Source organism: Clostridium sp. AF36-4, from assembly GCF_003435975.1.
Lineage (GTDB): Bacteria > Bacillota > Clostridia > Lachnospirales > Lachnospiraceae > Eubacterium_F.
This window is the reverse complement of sequence record NZ_QTVH01000010.1, coordinates 27,876-47,235: the sequence shown is the minus strand read 5'-3', so window position 1 is coordinate 47,235 and position 19,360 is coordinate 27,876. Positions and strand designations below refer to the sequence as shown.

General features: G+C 40.9%; 26 protein-coding genes. 4 read left to right on the top strand and 22 right to left on the bottom strand.

The genetic code is table 11. The annotated features are described in order from the left end of the window. Positions 1-3 precede the first annotated feature (3 nt). The 4 genes from DW005_RS07210 to DW005_RS07195 form a co-directional block, all read right to left on the bottom strand. Positions 4-672 carry a peptidylprolyl isomerase gene (locus DW005_RS07210; RefSeq protein ID WP_117478730.1) on the bottom strand — a complete coding sequence of 223 codons (669 nt, stop codon included), beginning with the start codon at positions 670-672 and terminating at the stop codon, positions 4-6. 117 nt (positions 673-789) lie between these two features. Next, positions 790-1,089: a Dabb family protein gene (locus DW005_RS07205; protein ID WP_117478729.1), complete on the bottom strand. Its 300-nt coding sequence runs from the start codon at positions 1,087-1,089 to the stop codon at positions 790-792. Next, entirely contained in the window at positions 1,086-1,910 is an 825-nt protein-coding gene (locus tag DW005_RS07200; RefSeq protein ID WP_117478728.1) for an RNA methyltransferase, read from the bottom strand. Before DW005_RS07200 ends, DW005_RS07205 begins: the two co-directional genes overlap by 4 nt. A 19-nt stretch (positions 1,911-1,929) precedes the next feature. Then, positions 1,930-2,382: a lysozyme inhibitor LprI family protein gene (locus tag DW005_RS07195; RefSeq protein ID WP_117478727.1), complete on the bottom strand. Its 453-nt coding sequence runs from the start codon at positions 2,380-2,382 to the stop codon at positions 1,930-1,932. A 371-nt stretch (positions 2,383-2,753) separates the two neighbouring features. On the opposite strand from DW005_RS07195, the gene DW005_RS07190 reads away from it, so the two are divergent. Further along, positions 2,754-3,467, top strand: a complete 714-nt coding sequence (locus tag DW005_RS07190; RefSeq protein ID WP_117478726.1) for a LytTR family DNA-binding domain-containing protein — start codon at positions 2,754-2,756, stop codon at positions 3,465-3,467. Continuing rightward, on the top strand, positions 3,464-4,798 hold the full coding sequence (locus DW005_RS07185) for a sensor histidine kinase (RefSeq protein WP_242989383.1): 1,335 nt from the start codon (positions 3,464-3,466) through the stop codon (positions 4,796-4,798). Before DW005_RS07190 ends, DW005_RS07185 begins: the two co-directional genes overlap by 4 nt. 6 nt (positions 4,799-4,804) lie before the next feature. Here the strand turns inward: DW005_RS07185 and DW005_RS07180 are convergent, their stop codons facing one another. The 5 genes from DW005_RS07180 to rplM all read right to left on the bottom strand — a co-directional run bounded on the left by DW005_RS07180 (position 4,805) and on the right by rplM (position 7,973). After that, positions 4,805-5,332, bottom strand: a complete 528-nt coding sequence (locus tag DW005_RS07180) for a hypothetical protein (protein ID WP_117478725.1) — start codon at positions 5,330-5,332, stop codon at positions 4,805-4,807. 40 nt (positions 5,333-5,372) lie between these two features. After that, on the bottom strand, positions 5,373-5,864 hold the full coding sequence (locus DW005_RS07175) for an NUDIX domain-containing protein (RefSeq protein WP_117478724.1): 492 nt from the start codon (positions 5,862-5,864) through the stop codon (positions 5,373-5,375). An 85-nt stretch (positions 5,865-5,949) separates the two neighbouring features. Continuing rightward, the gene (locus tag DW005_RS07170) at positions 5,950-6,738 is read right to left on the bottom strand and encodes a hypothetical protein (protein ID WP_117478723.1); all 789 of its coding nucleotides are present in this window, start codon (positions 6,736-6,738) and stop codon (positions 5,950-5,952) included. Between the two features lie 388 nt (positions 6,739-7,126). Beyond that, positions 7,127-7,519, bottom strand: a complete 393-nt coding sequence (gene rpsI / locus DW005_RS07165; RefSeq protein WP_022377258.1) for a 30S ribosomal protein S9 — start codon at positions 7,517-7,519, stop codon at positions 7,127-7,129. A gap of 25 nt (positions 7,520-7,544) precedes the next feature. Continuing rightward, positions 7,545-7,973, bottom strand: a complete 429-nt coding sequence (gene rplM / locus DW005_RS07160) for a 50S ribosomal protein L13 (protein ID WP_022377257.1) — start codon at positions 7,971-7,973, stop codon at positions 7,545-7,547. Between the two features lie 329 nt (positions 7,974-8,302). Here rplM and DW005_RS07155 point away from each other — a divergent pair, with 329 nt between their 5' ends. Both DW005_RS07155 and DW005_RS07150 read left to right on the top strand, forming a co-directional pair. Next, positions 8,303-8,812 carry an RNA polymerase sigma factor gene (locus tag DW005_RS07155; protein ID WP_022377256.1) on the top strand — a complete coding sequence of 170 codons (510 nt, stop codon included), beginning with the start codon at positions 8,303-8,305 and terminating at the stop codon, positions 8,810-8,812. Between the two features lie 17 nt (positions 8,813-8,829). After that, entirely contained in the window at positions 8,830-10,719 is a 1,890-nt protein-coding gene (locus tag DW005_RS07150; RefSeq protein ID WP_117478721.1) for a beta-propeller domain-containing protein, read from the top strand. Between the two features lie 9 nt (positions 10,720-10,728). On the opposite strand, the gene truA is transcribed toward DW005_RS07150, so the two are convergent. From truA to DW005_RS07085, 13 genes are all read right to left on the bottom strand, one after another. Next, complete coding sequence (gene truA / locus DW005_RS07145; RefSeq protein ID WP_117478720.1) at positions 10,729-11,490, bottom strand: tRNA pseudouridine(38-40) synthase TruA; 762 nt, start codon at positions 11,488-11,490, stop codon at positions 10,729-10,731. 9 nt (positions 11,491-11,499) lie between these two features. Next, on the bottom strand, positions 11,500-12,306 hold the full coding sequence (locus DW005_RS07140; RefSeq protein ID WP_117478719.1) for an energy-coupling factor transporter transmembrane component T: 807 nt from the start codon (positions 12,304-12,306) through the stop codon (positions 11,500-11,502). 17 nt (positions 12,307-12,323) lie between these two features. After that, a complete protein-coding gene (locus DW005_RS07135) occupies positions 12,324-13,166 on the bottom strand; it encodes an energy-coupling factor transporter ATPase (protein ID WP_117478718.1) in 843 nt (280 codons plus the stop codon). Positions 13,167-13,175: 9 nt separating this feature from the next. Then, positions 13,176-14,027 (bottom strand): energy-coupling factor transporter ATPase, encoded by an 852-nt coding sequence (locus tag DW005_RS07130; protein WP_242989382.1) that lies wholly within the window; start codon positions 14,025-14,027, stop codon positions 13,176-13,178. Between the two features lie 76 nt (positions 14,028-14,103). Then, on the bottom strand, positions 14,104-14,640 hold the full coding sequence (locus DW005_RS07125) for a L17 family ribosomal protein (protein ID WP_022377250.1): 537 nt from the start codon (positions 14,638-14,640) through the stop codon (positions 14,104-14,106). Positions 14,641-14,664: 24 nt separating this feature from the next. Next, on the bottom strand, positions 14,665-15,630 hold the full coding sequence (locus DW005_RS07120; RefSeq protein ID WP_117478716.1) for a DNA-directed RNA polymerase subunit alpha: 966 nt from the start codon (positions 15,628-15,630) through the stop codon (positions 14,665-14,667). Between the two features lie 29 nt (positions 15,631-15,659). Beyond that, on the bottom strand, positions 15,660-16,253 hold the full coding sequence (rpsD, locus tag DW005_RS07115; RefSeq protein WP_022377248.1) for a 30S ribosomal protein S4: 594 nt from the start codon (positions 16,251-16,253) through the stop codon (positions 15,660-15,662). Between the two features lie 25 nt (positions 16,254-16,278). Continuing rightward, entirely contained in the window at positions 16,279-16,674 is a 396-nt protein-coding gene (gene rpsK / locus DW005_RS07110; protein ID WP_022377247.1) for a 30S ribosomal protein S11, read from the bottom strand. Positions 16,675-16,691: 17 nt separating this feature from the next. Then, positions 16,692-17,060, bottom strand: coding sequence for a 30S ribosomal protein S13 (gene rpsM, locus DW005_RS07105; RefSeq protein ID WP_022377246.1), 369 nt, complete (start codon positions 17,058-17,060; stop codon positions 16,692-16,694). Positions 17,061-17,419: 359 nt separating this feature from the next. Further along, positions 17,420-17,533, bottom strand: a complete 114-nt coding sequence (gene rpmJ / locus DW005_RS07100) for a 50S ribosomal protein L36 (protein ID WP_117478715.1) — start codon at positions 17,531-17,533, stop codon at positions 17,420-17,422. 93 nt (positions 17,534-17,626) lie between these two features. Further along, a complete protein-coding gene (gene infA / locus DW005_RS07095) occupies positions 17,627-17,845 on the bottom strand; it encodes a translation initiation factor IF-1 (protein WP_022377245.1) in 219 nt (72 codons plus the stop codon). Between the two features lie 10 nt (positions 17,846-17,855). Further along, positions 17,856-18,611: a type I methionyl aminopeptidase gene (gene map / locus DW005_RS07090; RefSeq protein ID WP_117478714.1), complete on the bottom strand. Its 756-nt coding sequence runs from the start codon at positions 18,609-18,611 to the stop codon at positions 17,856-17,858. Between the two features lie 38 nt (positions 18,612-18,649). Continuing rightward, positions 18,650-19,291, bottom strand: coding sequence for an adenylate kinase (locus tag DW005_RS07085; RefSeq protein WP_022377243.1), 642 nt, complete (start codon positions 19,289-19,291; stop codon positions 18,650-18,652). Positions 19,292-19,360 lie beyond the last annotated feature (69 nt).

The window sequence follows — 19,360 nt, the reverse complement described above, 5'->3', positions numbered from 1 at the left end:
TATTTAATCCACCATACGAATACTTTCAATGACCGGCTGGTCTGCTTTTTCAATCGTGCCGTTACCGTCAGTCGGAGTGGCATCTTCACAAATCTTATCGACAACTTTCATTCCCTTTGTCACTTTTCCAAAAGCAGCATACTCACCATCCAAATAGGTTGAATCCTGATGCATAATGAAGAACTGGGAACTTGCGCTGTCCGGGTCTGACGAACGCGCCATGGAAATCACACCTCTTTTATGAGATATGTTATTCTCTACTCCATTGGAAGAAAATTCACCTTTAATCGTCTCATCTGAACCACCGGTTCCGTTTCCTAACGGATCACCACCCTGAATCATAAAGCCTGAAATAATGCGGTGAAATGTCAATCCATCATAGAACTTATCATTCACTAATTTGATGAAGTTAGCTACCGTAATCGGTGCTGTATCACCATCCAATTCCACTTCAATCGTGCCATAATTTTTTACTTTGATTTTGGCATGATGTTTACCTTTTGTATCCGTTGTTTTCGATTCCGGCTCTTTTGTTACCTCGGCTGTCTCCGTAGCTTTTGGGGCCTTTTTCGCCTTTGTCTCGCTCGTTGTGTCAGATTTTGAACCTCCACATGCACTAAGCCCCATTACAAGAACTGCCAATACAAGCAGAAAACTAAATTTCTTTTTCATGTTACTAAATTCTCCTTTCAAACGTCATTGTCCCCATTATAGCGAATCGATACCTTTTATGCAAGTTCGGAAAGCATGTTATGTTCTTTTGCTTTTCCTTCTTACGTGTCATCTTCTCTATTCACTGACGATATCGCCACATAACCGGTCAGTCACAATTTCCTTGCATTTTTCTCTATGTGCCACATGAAGTGGGTGGTTCATAAACTTCTTTAACGATTCCTTATCTGCAAATTCTGCATAAAAAACAAGGTCATAGCCACCGGCAAAATTGTGGTTTATCTCTGCATGCAAAAGTCCCTCTATATTTCCATTCATCGTAGCCACTGACTGCTGCATAAAACGAAGGGACTCCTCCTGTGTATGCTCCTCTTTCACTTTCTCCGTGTAATTCCAAAATAAAATATGTCTTATCATCGTTCTGCCTCCTTATTTCCTAACTCCCAAAAAGCGACTGCGCTAGCCGCGGCTACATTCAGCGAATCAACGCCATGTGCCATCGGTATTTTGATGGTGTAATCACTTTGTTTTATTGTCTGCGGCATAAGACCTTCTCCTTCGGTTCCTAAAATGATGGCAAGTTTTTCTTCTTCTTTCAGTTTCTCATCCGCAATTGAAACCGTATCCTCACACAGTGCCATTGCCGCCGTTTTATAGCCGATTTTCTGCAGCTTACTCACATACGTTTCATCATCCGGTAGAAAAGTCCACGGAATCTGAAATACGGTTCCCATACTCACTCGTATTGCACGGCGATACAAAGGGTCGCTGCATGCGGGGGTCAGTAAAACAGCGTCTATATTAAGTGCTGCCGCCGAACGAAAAATCGCCCCCACATTCGTCGGATTCACAACGTTTTCCAAAACCGCTATCCGGCTTGCCATCCGACACACACTTTCAATAGATGGAAGTTCTTTGCGATACATCGCACAAAGCATCCCTCTCGTGAGTTTAAAACCTGTAATTTTTGTCAACACATCAAACGGTGCTGTAAAAATTGGAATCTCCGGGTATTTTGCAATAAATTCCTGCCCCTGCTTTCCAATGTGCGCTTCTTCCATGAGAAATGATACCGGCTCATACCCAGCTGCCAGTGCTCTCTCAATGACAATCGGACTCTCCGCAATAAACATCCCCCTGCCATGCGCCGGGCGGTGTTTTAACTGCGCCTCTTTTTCACGCACATAAAAATCAAGTGCCTCATCTGAAAAATCCGCAATCTTAATTATGTTTGCCATCGTTTCTATGTGCTCCTTCTTATGCGTAAGTTCGAATCAGCCAGCGTAAACGCTTCTTGGTCTCTGTAATCAACACCATATTACGTGCCAACGGCTGTCCGCTTCCGCCAGCCCATTGTGCCGCTTCCTTGGCTGCTTCCTTTTCTTTTTTCTTTATCCAGCGAATCTGTTTTTTCTTTAACACTTTTTTTTGCTTTGCCGACAACCCTTTATAAAGCAGTTTGTATACGCGATTAAGTTCTTTGTCCCAGATTTTGAATTCTTTGTAAGAATCTTGATTCATTTCAAGCTGCGAACCATCATACTTAAAGTTCTTTTTGCATTTGCGGTATATTTTATTGTAGCTTCGAATCAATGTCACCTGTCTTTTGCTCTGCTTTTTCACCGCCGCCGATGCAGGAACCGCCATAGAAACTGCAGCCGTTGTAATTAACATCGTAAATATCATAACATATGTGATTATTTTTTTCATAAGTCAAGCACTCTCCTTTTTCTATTGATATTTCTTCTTTTATCATAGAATGTTATGTGCGTGACGTCAAGGTCAAGTGTTCTCTGCATGCCAAACGGCAGCCTATTACAGACTGCCGTTTGCTTTCCCTCTCTGTTTGCCTTCGTCTTTCCCTTTCGTGTTTACCCTTGTGTTCACATATCCTCCTGTTATGTCTTTAGCCGTAACACAAATCTTACCCGAACTTTTTACAAATAGCAACCACTTTGGCACAAGCGGTAAAAAAATTACACAAACGGTAAAAATATTCTTTTATGCTTCTTTGTTTTTGTGTCAAAATATGCTACAATAAGGAAAATTTGTAAAACTTTTGGATTATAAGGAGATTAACTTTGAGAATTGCGATTGTGGATGATGATATACAAATGTGTGAACAACTGAGCACTTTGTTAAATGAATTTCTCGGAGATTCTTCAGAAATATCGGATTATCGAAGTGGCGAAGAGTTTCTGACCGCTTGGGAGACTGCGGATTTTGACCTTATTATTTTAGATATTTTTATGGACAAACTGACCGGCGTGGATGTTGCCCGTAAAATCAGGGAACGAGACAGCAATGTAAAAATTGTTTTCAGTACAACGAGCAATGAATTTGCCAGTGAAAGTTATGAGGTAAATGCCTGCTATTATCTGCGCAAACCATTTGGGCGTGACAAAGTAAAGGTTATGTTAGACCGGCTTAACCTCGCAGAAATTGAGAAGATGCGTACGGTAAAACTTCCCGATGGCACCAGTGCCATCCTGCGCAATATTATCTATGTTGATTTTTCTTCACACCGGGTCACCCTTCACTGCAAATACGACGTTGACACAATTGTGCGGACTTCTTTTTCCGAAATTGAATCGCTCTTATGTGCCTATCCGTATTTTTCCAGCCCGACAAAAGGTATGTTGATTAATTTTTATGAAGTTGCTTCCCAGACCAATGATGTTTTTGTCATGAGCGACGGAAAAAGTATCCCAATTAGCAGACGTAAATCCAAAGAAGTTTTAGATGCCTATTTTACGTTCCGGTTTGAAATGTTACGAAATGGAGGTGGCAAATGATGCTGTCTTTTTATCGATTGGCGGAAGTCGCCATTTATTCCCTGCTGAATTTTCTTCCTTTTCTTGCCCTGGCACTTTATCCGTTCCGGCACAGTCTTCGTTTTTCGATAAAAACAACATTTTTTTTGATTGTTCTTGTGACAATTTTGCAGCTTTTTCTCGGTGCATGGGCTGCCTTTGCTCCCGGAAACAACACCGGAACCATCAGTGCAGTAAGCACCATCCTGTATGCTGCTTTTTATTTTCTTGCCATAAAAAAACACTTTGGCAAAACGTTTTTTACACTTTTAATGATTTCAAATCTTGCGAACCTCGCTGTAATTTCATCAAAGACCATAGAAAATCTTTTCTTCCCTGACCTCGCCGTACAAAATTACCGCTGGTCTTTTTCTCTCATGCTTGCTGTGGTAGAAATAATTCTTGCTATTCCTCTGTTTTTCTATATGAAAAAAGTGTATACACCGGCAGTAGAAAAGGAGCCATCCGGCTTTGAGTGGCGGTATTTGTGGGTAATTCCTGCCACCTTTTATGTGATGTGGTATTATGCGTTCTACGGAAATGCTTCCAAATCAAGTCTTGAAATTGCCCTGCGTCCGAAAAATACGCTGTTTTTATTTATTATCAATGTCGGCGCCATTTTCATTTACTATGTCGTTACACGCCTGATTTTGGAGCAGACCAAAACCCTCCTGCTGACGGAACGCAACCATGAATTGACCATGCAGACGGTACAATACGAAAATTTGCAAGAGAAAATCACAGAGGTGCGCCGAGCCAAGCACGATGTCCGCCACCATATCACACTTATGCAGGAATACCTGAATACGAGAAACTATACTGCTCTAAGTGAGTATCTAAAACAGTACAGAATGAGTTTACCAGACGATACGCCGGTACAGTTCTGCGCAGATCCTGCCGCCAATGCCGTACTTGTATATTTTGCACAACAGGCTAAAGAGCAGGGTATTACCTATCTCGTAAAAACAGAAATTCCGGAAAAAATCAACATTCCGGAAACCGACATTTCGGTTCTCCTCGGCAACCTATTGGAAAACGCTGTAGATGCCTGCAAATCGGAACAAACACCGGACAAAAAAATCATCGTCCGCGCAAATACTGACGGCGGCTCACTCTGTATCACCGTAGATAACACTTTCACCGGAACACTTGCACATACCCCAGATGGAAATCTTGTTTCCACCAAACATAAAGGGCTTGGGCTTGGAACCCGCTCCGTGAAAAATATTGTGAACCAGCATGGCGGCATATGCCGGTTTGAGGCAAAGGATGGGATGTTTTACGCTTCTGTGCTGTGCCAGATAGGGGAGTGAGGGGGGCTATAACTTTTTAATAAGCAATTCTTGTTTTATTAAATTAACACATTCATCTATCTTATTAATGACCGTTTCACAACTAGATGGCACAGCATCAAAATATAAATCTCTTGTATCTTTTTGACATAAAGCAATACCAAGGTTATTTAATGTTTCTCCTTGCGCTAATGTATCTTCAACTTTATTCTTCAAATCATCACTTATAAACAACAGATTTTTATTGTACTTTTCCCTCATTAGCGTATTTGATTCTAGCGGAGCAAACTTCTCTAAATCTTCATTTTGCTTGTATTCATTTCCTCCATCCACAAATAGCATAAAATAATTTCTATATTGCAACAATGCACTATACATATCCTGATATGCCAATACCTTATAGTTTAAAATTGCCATCACTCGTTCTTGCTTGTTTGATTGCCTATCCCTTACAAACTGAACAACCGAACTAATTATTAGTGTTACAATAGCTGATACAACTGGCAAAATGATTGGCATAATGTCTGTTATAAACTGACATTTATCTGTTTCCATTATAAGTATTCCCCCTCTGTTTCTAAATTGCTGTTTTCATCTAAAATTCTGGCATATTAACAAATACTATTTTTTCTCCATCAGCAATTCCTGCATATATATCATGATTTTTACAGCCAATTTCTAAATAATGTTTTACCACATACTTTGATGTAAATGGCATTTCTAAGGAATTCAATTCTGACAAGTCAAACCACCTGCTGATTCCTTCACTCGAATGAAAATTGACATCAACTTCGTCTTTAAGGTCTGCAAAAAAATAATAATTCTGTCTGATTTCTCCGTTGCATCTTCGTAATGTTACATACCGCAGTGCCAGATGAGATAAATCTTTTTCCGCAAGTTCTAATTCTTCATTTAATTCCCGCAACACGCATGCTTTTGCATCATTTAATTCTTCTGGTTCAAAATGTCCTCCAGCAGATCCTATCCACATATCGTTAACAACTCTGCTGCCCTGTCGATACAAAAGCAGCACCTTATCACCTTTAAAAATGTACAATGATGTCATATTTCTTAGTTTTGCCGTCACACTATCACCCTCCAGTTATTGTCTTTATTACTATTTTTAATTAAAGTAGCATACCAAGCATATCGGGTCAAGAACAAAACCACCTCTACACCAAATATTTTTCCACCAGTTCTTCAACAATCTGAGAATTCAAAACTTTCAACTCTGTTTCAAAAGTAAGTATCAGACGTTCTCCCAGATGAATTCCATTTCTCTGATAAGATTCTATTTTCTTTACAGCAGATTTGGCATACTCCGGTTTGTCCATCATACCTTCATGCTCCCAGTAAATTTCTTTCCGCGTTTTTTTCGATAAAAATGTAAAATCCGGGTATACCGTACCATATCCTTTCAAATATAGGGGTTTTTCATACTGATATAAAATGTTGTTTCTGTAGAAATAATCCGCAAGAATCTTCTCTGACTTTGACCTGACACGCTCACCTTTTTCTGTCACAATTTCAGCAGTTCCCTCGTAAAATTCTTTGCCATGATATTCGCTGTCATACCACCGAACAAGTTCTTTCTCCCATATTGGCTCAATTGGTGTAACTAATAACTGCCTTTGTGTATGCATCGATGTATAAATCTTTTCAATTTCATCATCGGAATAGTCCCTCGTTATCCTTTCTATCTGCCGAAGTCTTGCTTTAGCTTTTTTCAGCACACTCTGATTATACTTCTTTTGAGCAAGCAGCTTTGGCAGTTCGGAATCTATTTTTGAAATATAAGTTCCTTCATTATCTTCTACACAATGGTAATATCGAACCTTATTTTTGTCTTTCGATATCCGCAGATTTCCTTCCGGTACAGATTTCAATTCGTTCTCTACCTTGCTGCAAATCATTTCTAATTCTTTTTGCTCCTTTAATAACAATTTTTTCAATCCTTGCATTTATCCACCTCTTCCATATGACTTTATTTACAAAATACTTAAATCCAGTCAACTCATATATCTATTTTTGTTGACCTTTTTTTGCTTTTCTATTATTTTAGTCAACTATTTTATTAACTAAAATGACTTGTTTGGGAAAAAATATGATTCCAGTCAACCATTTTACATCCAAAAGTTGACCGCTATCGCAAATATGCAATTCTAAGTCACCGCATCCATCCAAAACGGTTGACCGCTATCGCAAATATACAAATTCCAGTCACCCCATCCATCCAAAATGGTTGACCGTAATACAGAAAATTAGAATCTAAGTCACCTAAGACCAAAATATAGAAAAACACCGGGAACAATTCTGTTCCCGATGTTGTAATAATCCTGTTTCCAAAAACTAACGTTTGGAGAACTGTGGTGCACGACGAGCTTTCTTCAAGCCGTATTTCTTTCTTTCCTTCATACGTGAATCACGAGTAAGGAATCCAGCCTTTTTAAGAATCGGTCTGAAATCAGCATCTGCTTCATTCAATGCACGAGCGATACCATGACGGATAGCGCCTGCCTGACCTGTGAAACCGCCACCTTTAACAGTAACTTTTACATCGTATTTGTCAGCAGTGTTTGTAGCTTCCAAAGGCTGACGAGCAATGATTTTCAAAGTCTCAAGACCAAAATAATCGTCAATATCTTTTTTATTAATTGTCACTTTACCGGTACCTGGTGTAAGGTATACACGAGCGATACTGGATTTTCTTCTTCCTGTTCCGTAAAATGTTGAACTAGCCAATGTTATCTCTCCTTTCTACACCTCATTAAATGTCCAATGTTTCCGGTTTCTGTGCTGCATGGTTGTGCTCCGGTCCTGCATATACGTGCAGTTTCTTAAGCATCTGGCGTCCCAAAGGTCCCTTTGGAAGCATACCCTTTACAGCGTGAGTAATTACAAATTCCGGTTTCTTCTGCATCATTTCTCTCAATGTAGCTTCTTTCATTCCGCCTACATATTCAGAGTGATGATAGTAAATCTTCTGATCCAGTTTCTTACCTGTAACCTGAATCTTCTCTGCATTTACTACGATTACATAATCGCCTGTGTCAATGTGCGGTGTGTAAGTTGGTTTGTTTTTACCTCTTAATACATTCGCAACTTCTGATGCAAGACGTCCCAAAGTTTTTCCTTCAGCGTCTACAACATACCATTTTCTTTCCACTGTGGATGGACTTGCCATAAAACTTTTCATCCTTGGAATCCTCCTTATTTAGTTCTTGCTTACTAGGTTTTGCAAAACAAAACTGGTTCGGCTGTTTTCCTTGTTACATGCGTATTCTCGTTACCGGGGCATGGAACGACAAAACACGCCATACTCGTATAGTATACGATACCAAAGTGCCTCTGTCAAGATTTTTTTCTTGACGCAGACCATTTCTTAAGGCCATAATAAAAACAGTATAAAAAAATGAAATAAATGCAACACTTTGACACCAAAATCAATCTAATTATTAGCTGTGAGGGATTTCACAGAGAACTGTATACAGTATATTCGCACAAATGTGCAGATTGGAGGCACCCGTGACAAAGACAGACTGGATTTTCGTACAGCAGGCAAAAAAGGGCGATTCCCATGCTTTTGCCAGACTTTACGAAATCTATTACAAAGACTTATACCATTTTGCCCTTTATTATACGAAGGACAGTATAACCGCCGAGGACGCCGTCAGTTCAGCCGTTTTAAAAGCATTTGAGCAATTACATAAACTGCGGAAAAATGACGCGTTCAAGAGCTGGCTGTTCCAGATTACGGCAAACGAATGTAAAAAATTATTAAAACAAAAATCCATTTATTTGAGTGATGCGTCATGGCAGGAACCGGCTGCCGCCGAAGATGGCTACCTGACACCGGAAATTCAAGACGAACTTTCGCAGCTTAGTGAGCCGGAACGGCGCGTCATCACCTTATCCGTGTTTGGCGGCTATACCAGCAGAGAAATCGCGGGTATTCTAAAAAAACGGGAAGGCTCCATCCGTTCCATCAAAAGCCGGGCACTTGCAAAACTCCGCGAGAAAAATGCGGACTTATAAACATAAGGAGGTCAATTATGAGCGATAAAAATTTTGAAGAAAAACTCAAAAAGCATTGGCGCGAAGAAGCGGATTCCATTCCGGTTCCGGATTCTCTGCACCCTGCAAAAATAGAAGAAATGATAGATAAAAAAATGGAAGTTCCTAAAAAACGCACCCACAAAAAATTGTATGCCGGCATTACTGCGGCAGCTGCTTGTCTTGCGCTTCTTATTGCCGGCACAGCCTATTACTTCAACACCGGACGGCAATCAGAAAAAGGAACCCCTGTTGCCAATTCGAAGCCAACCACCTCGGACCGACACGAGTTTGTCGGCAATACCAGTTATTCAGAAATTTATAGCCTGATTCAAAAATATCATGACAAGCAATCCATGTCCGATATTGCCGCAGAAGATTCAGCATCCACCGGAGCAAAATCCTCGACAGGAGCTGAAGACACAACAGTCACCCACGACTATTCAGAAACGGATCTTCAAGTAAAAGATGTCATGGAAGGCGACATCGTCAAAACAGACGGTTCCTTTATCTATACCATGTTAAATAACAACAATTGTGCCAAAATCCGCATATATTCTGTGGAGGGAAAAACTATAGAATTAGTTAAGCAATTTACCCTAAAAAAAAGATGGGTAGAGGAATTGTATTTAGAAAACAGTAAATTAATTATACTTTCCTCAGACAGCATTGAAGATAATTCAAATGCCACTTGCGGCGTTGCTGATGATTGCATTACTTTGAATGAAACCACCTATATAGATATTTACGATGTCAGTACACCGCAAAATGCAAAAAAAATCAAAAGCCTGTCGCAAAGCGGAATTTATAAAACTTCCCGCTTTACAAATGGATATCTCTACACCTTTTCTGCCCACCTAATCATGGGTGAATGCAAAAGCGAAAAAAAGATATCTGAATATATACCTTCCGTAAACGGCAAAACAATGAAGGAAAATAAGATACAAAAAATTGTAGATGACCCTGTAAATAGTTATGTTGTCATGACAAGTGTAAATCTTACCAAACCGGATAATTTCTCCGACACCGCGGCCGTGCTCTCAGATTACACCACATACTACATGAGCACATCCCATTTATACCTTGCCAACACCATTTACGAACAATTTTTATGGAACAGCAGCACAAAAACTGCCATCAGCAAATTTGAATACAAAGACGGCGCATTTTCCTACCAAACAACAAAAAAGGTAAAAGGCCAAATTAATGATTCCTATTATATGCATGAATATAAAGGAAATTTTGCTTTCGTCTACACTGACTGGAGGAACGAAACATCGACCAATGGTATCTGCATTTTAGACAAAAACATGAATACTCTTGGCAAAATTGATAATTTAGGTAACGACGAAACCATTTATGCATCGTATTACATTGGTTCCATGGCATACTTTGTCACCTACCGCCAGACAGATCCGGTATTTGCCGTCGACATCAGCAATCCGAAAAAGCCGGTTGTTAAAGCAAAATTAAAACTGCCGGGCTTCTCCTCTTACCTTCATTCCTTCGGCGAAAACCAACTGATTGGCGTTGGAATGGCAGGTGGTGATAATAACAAAGTAAAAATTTCTCTCTTTGCCTTAGGAGAAAATGGTTCCGTGACCGAACAGACAAAACTGCTCCTGCCAAAATACAGCGAAACGGAAGCAGGCAGTAACCACAAATCGGTTTTCATTGATGAGGAGAGGAAGCTTGTCGGCTTTGCCACGATAACTGACACCACACTGCGCTACAAGCTCTATCATTTTGATGGAACTGAATTTAAACAGGTATTAAATGTTCCAATTAAGGAAATGTCAAACACACGAGGTATACGAATCGGCAATTACTTCTATGTCGTTGACAACGCAAAAAAAATCCATGCTTACGATATGCAAACATGGAAATAAAATCTTTATTTAAGGTACTTCACGGATTTCCACAAGTACCAGTCCTTCCGGCGGGGCCGTAGGCCCCGCTTTTTTACGCTCTCCGGTAGAAAGTGCCTGTTTGACATCCGCTAAGCATCTCCTGCCCTCACCGATTTCAACCAGCGTGCCGGCAATAATCCGAACCATATTATATAAAAAGCCATTCCCGCGCACACGAATTCGAATCACTTCACCGCCATTGCACCCCATTGCCTTTTGCCTATCAAGGGATACCTCGTAAATAGTACGAACTTTTGATTTCACCTGACTGCCCGCTGAACAAAAGGCTGAAAAATCATGCTCACCGACAAGAAGGGCTGCCGCCTCTTTCATTGCCTCAAAATCCAAAGGATGATATACATGATACGAATACCGGCTGTATGTGGGAAGATTGATTTTCGTATTTAAAATTGTATACTCATACGTTTTTTCTGTATTGCGGTATCTTGGATGATAATCCGATTCCACCTCATCTGACTTTTGCACCCGGATATCTTCCGGCAGATAATGATTGAGACCAATCGCAAATTTCTCCGCCGGAATCCGGCTGTTTGTGTCAAACACAGCGATATTTCCATACGCATGCACACCGGAATCCGTGCGGCTCGCTCCAATTATCTCTATGTCTTCTTTCAGCCATTTTCGCAATGCGTCTGTAAGCGTTCCCTCCACAGTCACCGCATTTTCCTGAATCTGCCACCCACAGTAATTTGTTCCATCATAAGAAACAATCAATCGTATTCTCCGCATTTTCTCCTCCTACCATGGAATAAAATGAGTAATGCCAATCACACAAACCAGATAACCGAGAAGAACCCCATACGAAATCCGGTCAACCGCCCGGTACTTAAGCGGTTTCATCTTTGTACGGCCTTCTCCGCCGTGATAACATCTTGCCTCCATTGCGTTGGCAAGTTCATAAGCACGTCTGGTCGCAGATACTAAAAGCGGCACTAGAATCGATACCATGGCACGCATACGCTGCCACAATCTGCCCTCTTCAAAATCCGCACCGCGTGCACTCTGTGCATTGATAATCCGGTTCGCCTCTTCGAGAAGAATCGGGATAAAACGCAGCGCCAAGGACATCATCATCGCAAAATCGTGAACCGGCACCTTTATCTTTTCTAACGGCTTTAACAATTTTTCTATCGCATCTGTCAACTGATTTGGCGTCGTCGTATATGTCATCATCGAGGATCCGACAATCAGGTAACTCAAACGCATGGACATAAAGACAGCCTTTCGGATTCCCTGCCATGTAATGGTGATAAATTTCCAGTGAAATACCACATCGCCGCTTGTTCCAAACAAGTTAAACAATGCCGTCACAATAAGCAGAAACAGAATCGGCTTCATACCGCGTACAATGTAGCGGAGCGGGACTTTGGAAAGTACAATCACCGTTCCTAGAAATACGGTAACAACAGCATATCCAACAAAACCGCGAAACAAAAAAAGTGAAATCAAATAAGCAAGTACCCCGACCACTTTCACACGAGGGTCCAGACGGTGAATCACCGACTCTGCCGGATAAAATTGTCCGATTGTCATATCACGTAACATAATTCAATCCCCTTTTCTTATCTTGCCTGTAAAATACTGTCGACTGCTTCCTGCACAGTTATTGCATTGTGCGGCAGCGTAACACCACGCCTTGCCAGTCCTTCCATCACATATGTCACCTGCGGTGCCATCAATCCAATTTTCTCTAACTCTTTATAATGAGAAAATACTTCTCCCGGTATTGCGTCAAACGCCACCGTTCCATGGTTCATCACAATAAGACGCTCTACATACCTCGCCACATCTTCCATACTGTGGGATACTAAAATCACCGTCAGATTCCGCTCTTTGTGCAGTTTTGCAACCAAATCAAGAATCTCATCTCTTCCACTTGGATCAAGTCCTGCTGTCGGCTCATCTAAAATCAACACCTCCGGCTCCATTGCCAGAACACCGGCGATGGCTACACGGCGTTTTTGTCCGCCGGACAATTCAAGTGGTGATACATCTAATAAATCCTCACCAATACCTACCTGTTTGAGTGCCTGAAAAGAGTTCATATCGATTTTCAGTGAATCCATACCGATATTCTTTGGTCCAAATTTCACATCATCAATCACCGTACTCTCAAACAGCTGATACTCCGGATATTGAAATACAAGTCCAACTTTACTGCGAAGTTTCTTCTTGGAAAAGTCACTGTCATTGATGTCCTTTCCATCGTAAAAGACCGCCCCGGAAGTCGGCTTCAAAAGGCCGTTCAAATGTTGGATAAGCGTTGATTTTCCGGAACCGGTATGACCGATCAGACCAATCATTTCGCCTTGTTCAATTTTTATATTCACATCGTGAAGCGCCACTTTTTCTCCGGCACTTCCATCCTCATATCGATGCTCCAATTCATGAATAATAATCGCCATCACAAGTTCCTACTTTCCCAATTGTTTTGCAATCACATCTACCAATTCGTCTGCGGACGTAATTCCAACAGGAATTGTCATCCCCCTCTTTTTCAACTCATGCGCCAAAAGTGTTACCTGCGGCACATCCAGATGATATTTCTGCAGTGTTTCCACCTCGGCAAAAATTTCTTTTGGCTTTCCTTCCATCACGATTTCGCCCTTATTCATCACAATTACCTTGTCTGCCTCGGTAACTTCTTCCATGTAGTGCGTAATCCACAAAATCGTAATATGTTCTTCCTTATTTAATGTCTTTACGGCGTCTAACACTTCTCTTCGCCCAACCGGGTCAAGCATTGCCGTCGACTCGTCTAATACAATACATTTCGGATGCATCGCCAGAATACCGGCAATTGCTACCCGCTGTTTCTGTCCACCGGACAAATGATTCGGGGACGATTTTCTTTCGTGAAGCATGCCTACTTTTTTTAGAGCTTCCTCGACACGCTCCCAGATTTTTTTAGTCGGTACGCCGATATTCTCCGGTCCAAATCCAACATCTTCTTCGACAACATTCTGCACAATTTGGTTGTCCGGATTCTGGAACACCATGCCGGCCCTTTTTCTAATTTCCCAAACCATATCCTTTTCTGAAGTGTCAATGCCATCCACATACATCGTTCCTTCTTCTGGAACTAAAAGGGCATTGATATGTCTGGCAAGCGTGGATTTACCGGAGCCATTATGCCCCAGTATCGCAACAAACTCGCCCGTTTTCACTTCAAAGGAGACATCGTTGACAGCAGTTTCCACAGCTATCACATTATCTTCTCCATCCCGCCGGATGTAATCAAACTTAATATGCTCTGCACGAATCAATAGTTTGTCTCCTTTCAAATTTCTCCATATGCACAAAAGGGACTGTCCGAAGGCAGTCCCCATATTTGCAGTATCTTTATACTAATTCGATTACAACTTCCATTGCAGCATCACCTTTACGTGGTCCAATCTTAATGATTCTTGTATAACCACCGTTGCGGTCTGCATACTTAGGAGCAATCTCGTCAAACAGAAGATTTGTAATATCTACTTCTTTTGTTGCTTTTTTCTTACCGGCAGTTTCTGTAGGAACTTCGGTAATTGTGTAAAGCATCTTCTTCATCTGACGTCTTGCATGAAGTCTGGAAGGATTGTCTTTCTTGATTTCCTTGTCTACAGTATCGTAAACAGTTACTTTCTTTCCGTCAACCACTTCTTTGACTCTCTTGCCATCTTTATCTTTCTGAGCAACTTTTGCTTTTACAGTAACAGTTTCATAATTATCTTTCTCTTTTACTGCCATCGCAATAAGCTTTTCAGCAATTTTACGAATTTCTTTTGCTTTCGCTTCCGTTGTAACAATCTTGCCATGATACAACAAGTTGGTTACCTGATTTCTCAGCAAAGCTTTTCTCTGGCTGGATGTTCTTCCAAGTTTTCTGTAGCCTGCCATGATATTTCCTCCTTGTTAATACTATTATTCAGATTCACCTGTACTGAGAGACAATCCAAGTTCTTTCAACTTAGCAAGTACTTCCTCAAGGGATTTACGACCCAAGTTACGAACTTTCATCATATCCTCAGCAGTCTTATTCGTCAACTCTTCTACTGTGTTGATTCCTGCTCTCTTCAAGCAGTTGTAAGAACGCACAGACAATTCCAGTTCGTCAATGTTCATATCCATAACTTTCTGGGAATCATCTTCCTCTTTCTCGACAATTACTTCAGCCATTTTCGCTTTCTCGGAAAGGTCGATGAAAGAATTCAAATGCTCACTCAACACTTTAGCAGCAAGGCTGACAGCCTCATCCGGCTCCAATGTACCGTTTGTAAATACATCTAATGTCAGCTTATCAAAGTCAGTAATCTGACCCACACGAGTATTCTCAATTTTGATATTTACTCGCTCAATCGGTGTGTAAATAGAATCAATCGGAATTACATCAATTGGCATGTCATCCCTTTTATTTCTATCCGAACTTACATATCCACGACCACTTGTTACTGTCATTTCAATGTAAAGTTTGCTGTCGGCACCGCCGTTTAATGTAGCAATGACCTGGTCGGAATTAACAATTTCGATATCCGAGTCACACTTGATATCCGCTGCGGTCACAACACCCTCACCGGTTGCATCAATATACATCATCTTAGGAGTGTTCAAATCCTCGCTGTTATTCTTAATTGCAAGGTTTTTAATGTTCATTACAATTTCTGTAACGTCTTCTTTTACTCCCGGAATTCCGCTGAACTCATGTACCACACCATCAATCTTAATCTGGCTCACTGCGGAACCTGGTAAAGATGAAAGCATGATTCGTCTCAAAGAATTACCCAAAGTAGTTCCGTATCCTCTTTCAAGTGGTTCTACTACAAAACGTCCATATTTTTTATCTTCCGAAATTTCGGCAATTTCAATTCTAGGCTTTTCAAAATCAAACACTACTGGACCCTCCTTTTGGGTTTACTTAATTACTTAGAGTACAACTCGACAATAAGCACATCGTTTACCGGTACATCAATCTCTGCTCTTGTAGGGATTGCTTTAACAGTTCCCGACAGAGCCTCATGATCAGCCTCCAGCCAAGCAGGAACTAATCTAGCGCCTGTTACTTCAAGGATGTCTTTATATCTCTGAGCTCCTTTGAATTTCTCTTTAATCTCAATTACATCGCCAGCTTTCAACTGATAAGATGGGATGTTTACTGTTTTACCATTTACAAGTACATGTTTATGGTCAACAATCTGGCGGGCTTCTTTTCTTGTACGTCCGTATCCCAAACGGAACATAACGTTATCAAGTCTCAGCTCCAAAAGAATCATCAGGTTATCACCTGTTGTTCCATATTTCAACTTCTGTGCGCGTGCAAAATAGTTACGGAAAGGTTTCTCCAAAACTCCGTAGATGAATTTTGCTTTCTGTTTCTCACGCAGCTGCTGTCCATATTCACTTAATTTCTTTCCGGTTCTAGCATTTCTCTTGGATTTCTTGTCAATTCCCAAATATACCGGGTCAAGATCAAGAGATCTACATCTTTTCAGAACAGGTGTCATATCTCTAGCCATTCTAATTTCCTCCTAAAATTCTTGATTATACTCTTCTACGTTTTGGTGGTCTACAACCATTATGTGGAACCGGTGTAACATCCTGAATACTTGTTACTTCAATACCGCATGCCTGAATCGCACGGATCGCTGCTTCACGACCAGTACCCGGTCCTTTAACCATTACTTCTACTGATTTCAATCCATGAGGCAACGCAGCCTTTGCTGCTGTCTCTGCTGCCATCTGAGCTGCATATGGAGTGGATTTCTTAGAACCTCTGAATCCAAGTCCACCTGCGCTTGCCCAAGAGATAGCATTACCCTGCATATCTGTCAGTGTTACGATTGTATTATTAAAAGATGACTGAATATGTGCCTGTCCGCGGTCAATATTCTTTTTGACACGCTTTTTTGTCACTTTTTTTGCAGTTTGTTTAGCCACTGTCTTACCCTCCTATATTATTTCTTCTTGTTTGCTACTGTACGTTTAGGACCTTTTCTTGTTCTTGCGTTAGTCTTTGTCTTCTGACCACGAACCGGAAGTCCCTTTCTGTGACGAATACCTCTGTAGCATCCAATTTCCTGTAATCTCTTGATGTTAAGCGCAACTTCTCTACGAAGATCACCCTCAACAGTCTGTGTACGGTCGATGACATCACGAATCTTCGATACATCCTCATCTGTCAAATCTTTACAACGGATGTCCGGGTCAACATTTGCCTCAGCCAGAATTCTCTTAGAACTGGCAACACCGATGCCGTAAATATAGGTAAGACCTATTTCAACACGTTTTTCTCTTGGTAAATCTACACCACTGATACGAGCCATGTGTGCTTTGCACCTCCATTAATCTTTTTTTGTTTTTTTCTGGAAAATGTCATGCATTTTCCGTTTCCCGGATGCTTCTGCATCCTTCGCGTGCCTGTCCTTTGCAGACACCTTGCAGCCGCTTTAAATCACAACAACAATACAATGCAAGAACCTTTTTTATCTCTCTGCCAAACCTAAGCATTCTTAAAACAAAAAAGGAGAACAAAGTACTGCTTACCGTTGCAATATCACAACATCGATAACGAATGGGGCCAGCCATTCTATGACGGTTGATGTTGTAACACAGAAAGCAAGAACTGGAATTTATAAACACGAAAACAACCCAAAGAGATTTCTTTAGGTATTCGATATATTCCTTATCCCTGTCTTTGTTTGTGTTTTGGATTCTCACAGATTACTCTGATACGACCCTTTCTTTTAATGACTTTGCATTTTTCGCAAATCGGTTTTACTGATGATCTTACTTTCACAGTAATACCCTCCTTTCAAAAAAGTCCGCTTACAAGTATAACATATGATTTTTCAAATTGCAAGCGGTATTTACAAAAAATTGGACTAGCCAATTATTTGTCACGCCAAACAATTCTTCCCTTTGTTAAATCATATGGGGACAACTCAAGTGTTACTTTGTCGCCTGGAAGAATACGGATGTAATTCATACGAAGTTTTCCGCTGATATGAGCCAATACTTTATGCCCATTTTCCAACTCTACCTGAAACATTGCGTTTGGTAATTTTTCAATAACTGTTCCCTCAATTTCAATAACGTCTGCTTTTGACATTCTTTACCTCCTAATTCAATGACAAAATCTCTGGTTCACCGTCTGTGACCAATATCGTATTCTCATAATGTGCTGCATTGGAACCATCCTGTGTCACGATAGTCCAGTCATCTTCTAACATCCATACATCATAACTGCCTGCATTAACCATCGGCTCTATCGCCAGTGTCATGCCTGCTTTTAACCGGATACCTCTTCCAAATCTCGGTTTAAAATTTGGAATTTCCGGTTCCTCATGCATCTCTGTTCCAATTCCATGTCCTACTAAATCGCGGACAACCGAAAATCCCTGACTCTCCACATACCTCTGAATTGCTGCGGAAATATCGTACAAACGATTTCCTGCTTTAGCAAAAGCAATTCCCCGAAAAAAACTTTCTTTTGTCACTTCAATCAATCGCTTTGCCTCAGCATCAATTGTTCCAACACCGTGAGTTCTTGCCGCATCGGACTGATACCCTTTGTAAATTACGCCGGCATCCAGACTCACAATATCTCCATCGAATAAATGATGTTCTTTCGATGGAATACCATGCACCACCTCATCATTAATTGACACACAGATTGAGGCAGGATACCCCTCGTATCCTTTAAAGGAAGGAATGCAGCCGGCATTACGGATAAGTTCTTCCCCTTTTCTGTCAATCTCAAGTGAAGTAATTCCCGGCGCAATGATTTCTGCCAGTTTTTCATGTACTTCGGCTAAGATTTTGCCTGCATCACGCATACACTGAATCTCCTCTTTCGACTTAATGGTTACTGCCATTGTCTGCCTCCATTTCTCTGCCTGCCTATGAAACCTTTTTAACCAAGAATTTTGGTAATCTCCGCGAATACATCCTCTAAGTCAATCGTTCCATCTACTTCTTTCAAAATACCCTCTTTGGTATAATAGTCAATCAATGGTTGAGTCTGTTCATGATAAACACGCAATCTCTGCTCTACGGTTTCCGGTTTGTCATCGTCGCGAAGAATCAATTCGCCACCGCATGCGTCACAAACACCTTCGACCTTTGTCGGATTATACTTAATATGATATGTGCCGCCACAGCTTACGCATGCACGTCTTCCCGACATACGGCGCACAATATTCTCATCCGGCACATCAACATCAATCGCATAATCCAGTTTCTCGCCAATTTTACTAAGTGCTTCTGTCAAAGCCTCAGCCTGCGGAATTGTTCTCGGAAATCCATCCAGAACATATCCCTTTTTTGCATCATCCTGAGCCAGTCTGTCAACAACAAGATCTACGACAAGCTCATCCGGAACTAAAAGTCCTTTGTCCATATATTCTTTTGCTTTTTGCCCCAATGGCGTATTTTCCTTGATATTAGCACGGAAAATATCACCGGTAGAAATATGAGGAACACCATATTTTTCAGAAATCATTTTCGCCTGGGTTCCTTTTCCGGCACCCGGAGCCCCTAACATAACAATTTTCATGACTTTATATCCTTTCCAATCATAGGCTAAAACGGCGCCAATTTGAATTTTTGTTATTCAATCAGCGCC

Excerpts from the sequence above, each read along its gene's own strand:
- DW005_RS07210 (WP_117478730.1), bottom strand. The coding sequence starts at position 672 with ATGAAAAAGAAATTTAGTTTTCTGCTTGTATTGGCAGTTCTTGTAATG.
- DW005_RS07205 (WP_117478729.1), bottom strand. The coding sequence starts at position 1,089 with ATGATAAGACATATTTTATTTTGGAATTACACGGAGAAAGTGAAAGAG.
- DW005_RS07200 (WP_117478728.1), bottom strand. The coding sequence starts at position 1,910 with ATGGCAAACATAATTAAGATTGCGGATTTTTCAGATGAGGCACTTGAT.
- DW005_RS07195 (WP_117478727.1), bottom strand. The coding sequence starts at position 2,382 with ATGAAAAAAATAATCACATATGTTATGATATTTACGATGTTAATTACA.
- DW005_RS07185 (WP_242989383.1), top strand. The coding sequence starts at position 3,464 with ATGATGCTGTCTTTTTATCGATTGGCGGAAGTCGCCATTTATTCCCTG.
- DW005_RS07180 (WP_117478725.1), bottom strand. The coding sequence starts at position 5,332 with ATGGAAACAGATAAATGTCAGTTTATAACAGACATTATGCCAATCATT.
- DW005_RS07170 (WP_117478723.1), bottom strand. The coding sequence starts at position 6,738 with ATGCAAGGATTGAAAAAATTGTTATTAAAGGAGCAAAAAGAATTAGAA.
- rplM (WP_022377257.1), bottom strand. The coding sequence starts at position 7,973 with ATGAAAAGTTTTATGGCAAGTCCATCCACAGTGGAAAGAAAATGGTAT.
- DW005_RS07150 (WP_117478721.1), top strand. The coding sequence starts at position 8,830 with ATGAGCGATAAAAATTTTGAAGAAAAACTCAAAAAGCATTGGCGCGAA.
- truA (WP_117478720.1), bottom strand. The coding sequence starts at position 11,490 with ATGCGGAGAATACGATTGATTGTTTCTTATGATGGAACAAATTACTGT.
- DW005_RS07140 (WP_117478719.1), bottom strand. The coding sequence starts at position 12,306 with ATGTTACGTGATATGACAATCGGACAATTTTATCCGGCAGAGTCGGTG.
- DW005_RS07135 (WP_117478718.1), bottom strand. The coding sequence starts at position 13,166 with ATGGCGATTATTATTCATGAATTGGAGCATCGATATGAGGATGGAAGT.
- DW005_RS07125 (WP_022377250.1), bottom strand. The coding sequence starts at position 14,640 with ATGGCAGGCTACAGAAAACTTGGAAGAACATCCAGCCAGAGAAAAGCT.
- rpsD (WP_022377248.1), bottom strand. The coding sequence starts at position 16,253 with ATGGCTAGAGATATGACACCTGTTCTGAAAAGATGTAGATCTCTTGAT.
- rpsM (WP_022377246.1), bottom strand. The coding sequence starts at position 17,060 with ATGGCTCGTATCAGTGGTGTAGATTTACCAAGAGAAAAACGTGTTGAA.
- infA (WP_022377245.1), bottom strand. The coding sequence starts at position 17,845 with ATGTCAAAAGCAGACGTTATTGAAATTGAGGGAACAGTTATTGAAAAA.
- map (WP_117478714.1), bottom strand. The coding sequence starts at position 18,611 with ATGGCAGTAACCATTAAGTCGAAAGAGGAGATTCAGTGTATGCGTGAT.
- DW005_RS07085 (WP_022377243.1), bottom strand. The coding sequence starts at position 19,291 with ATGAAAATTGTTATGTTAGGGGCTCCGGGTGCCGGAAAAGGAACCCAG.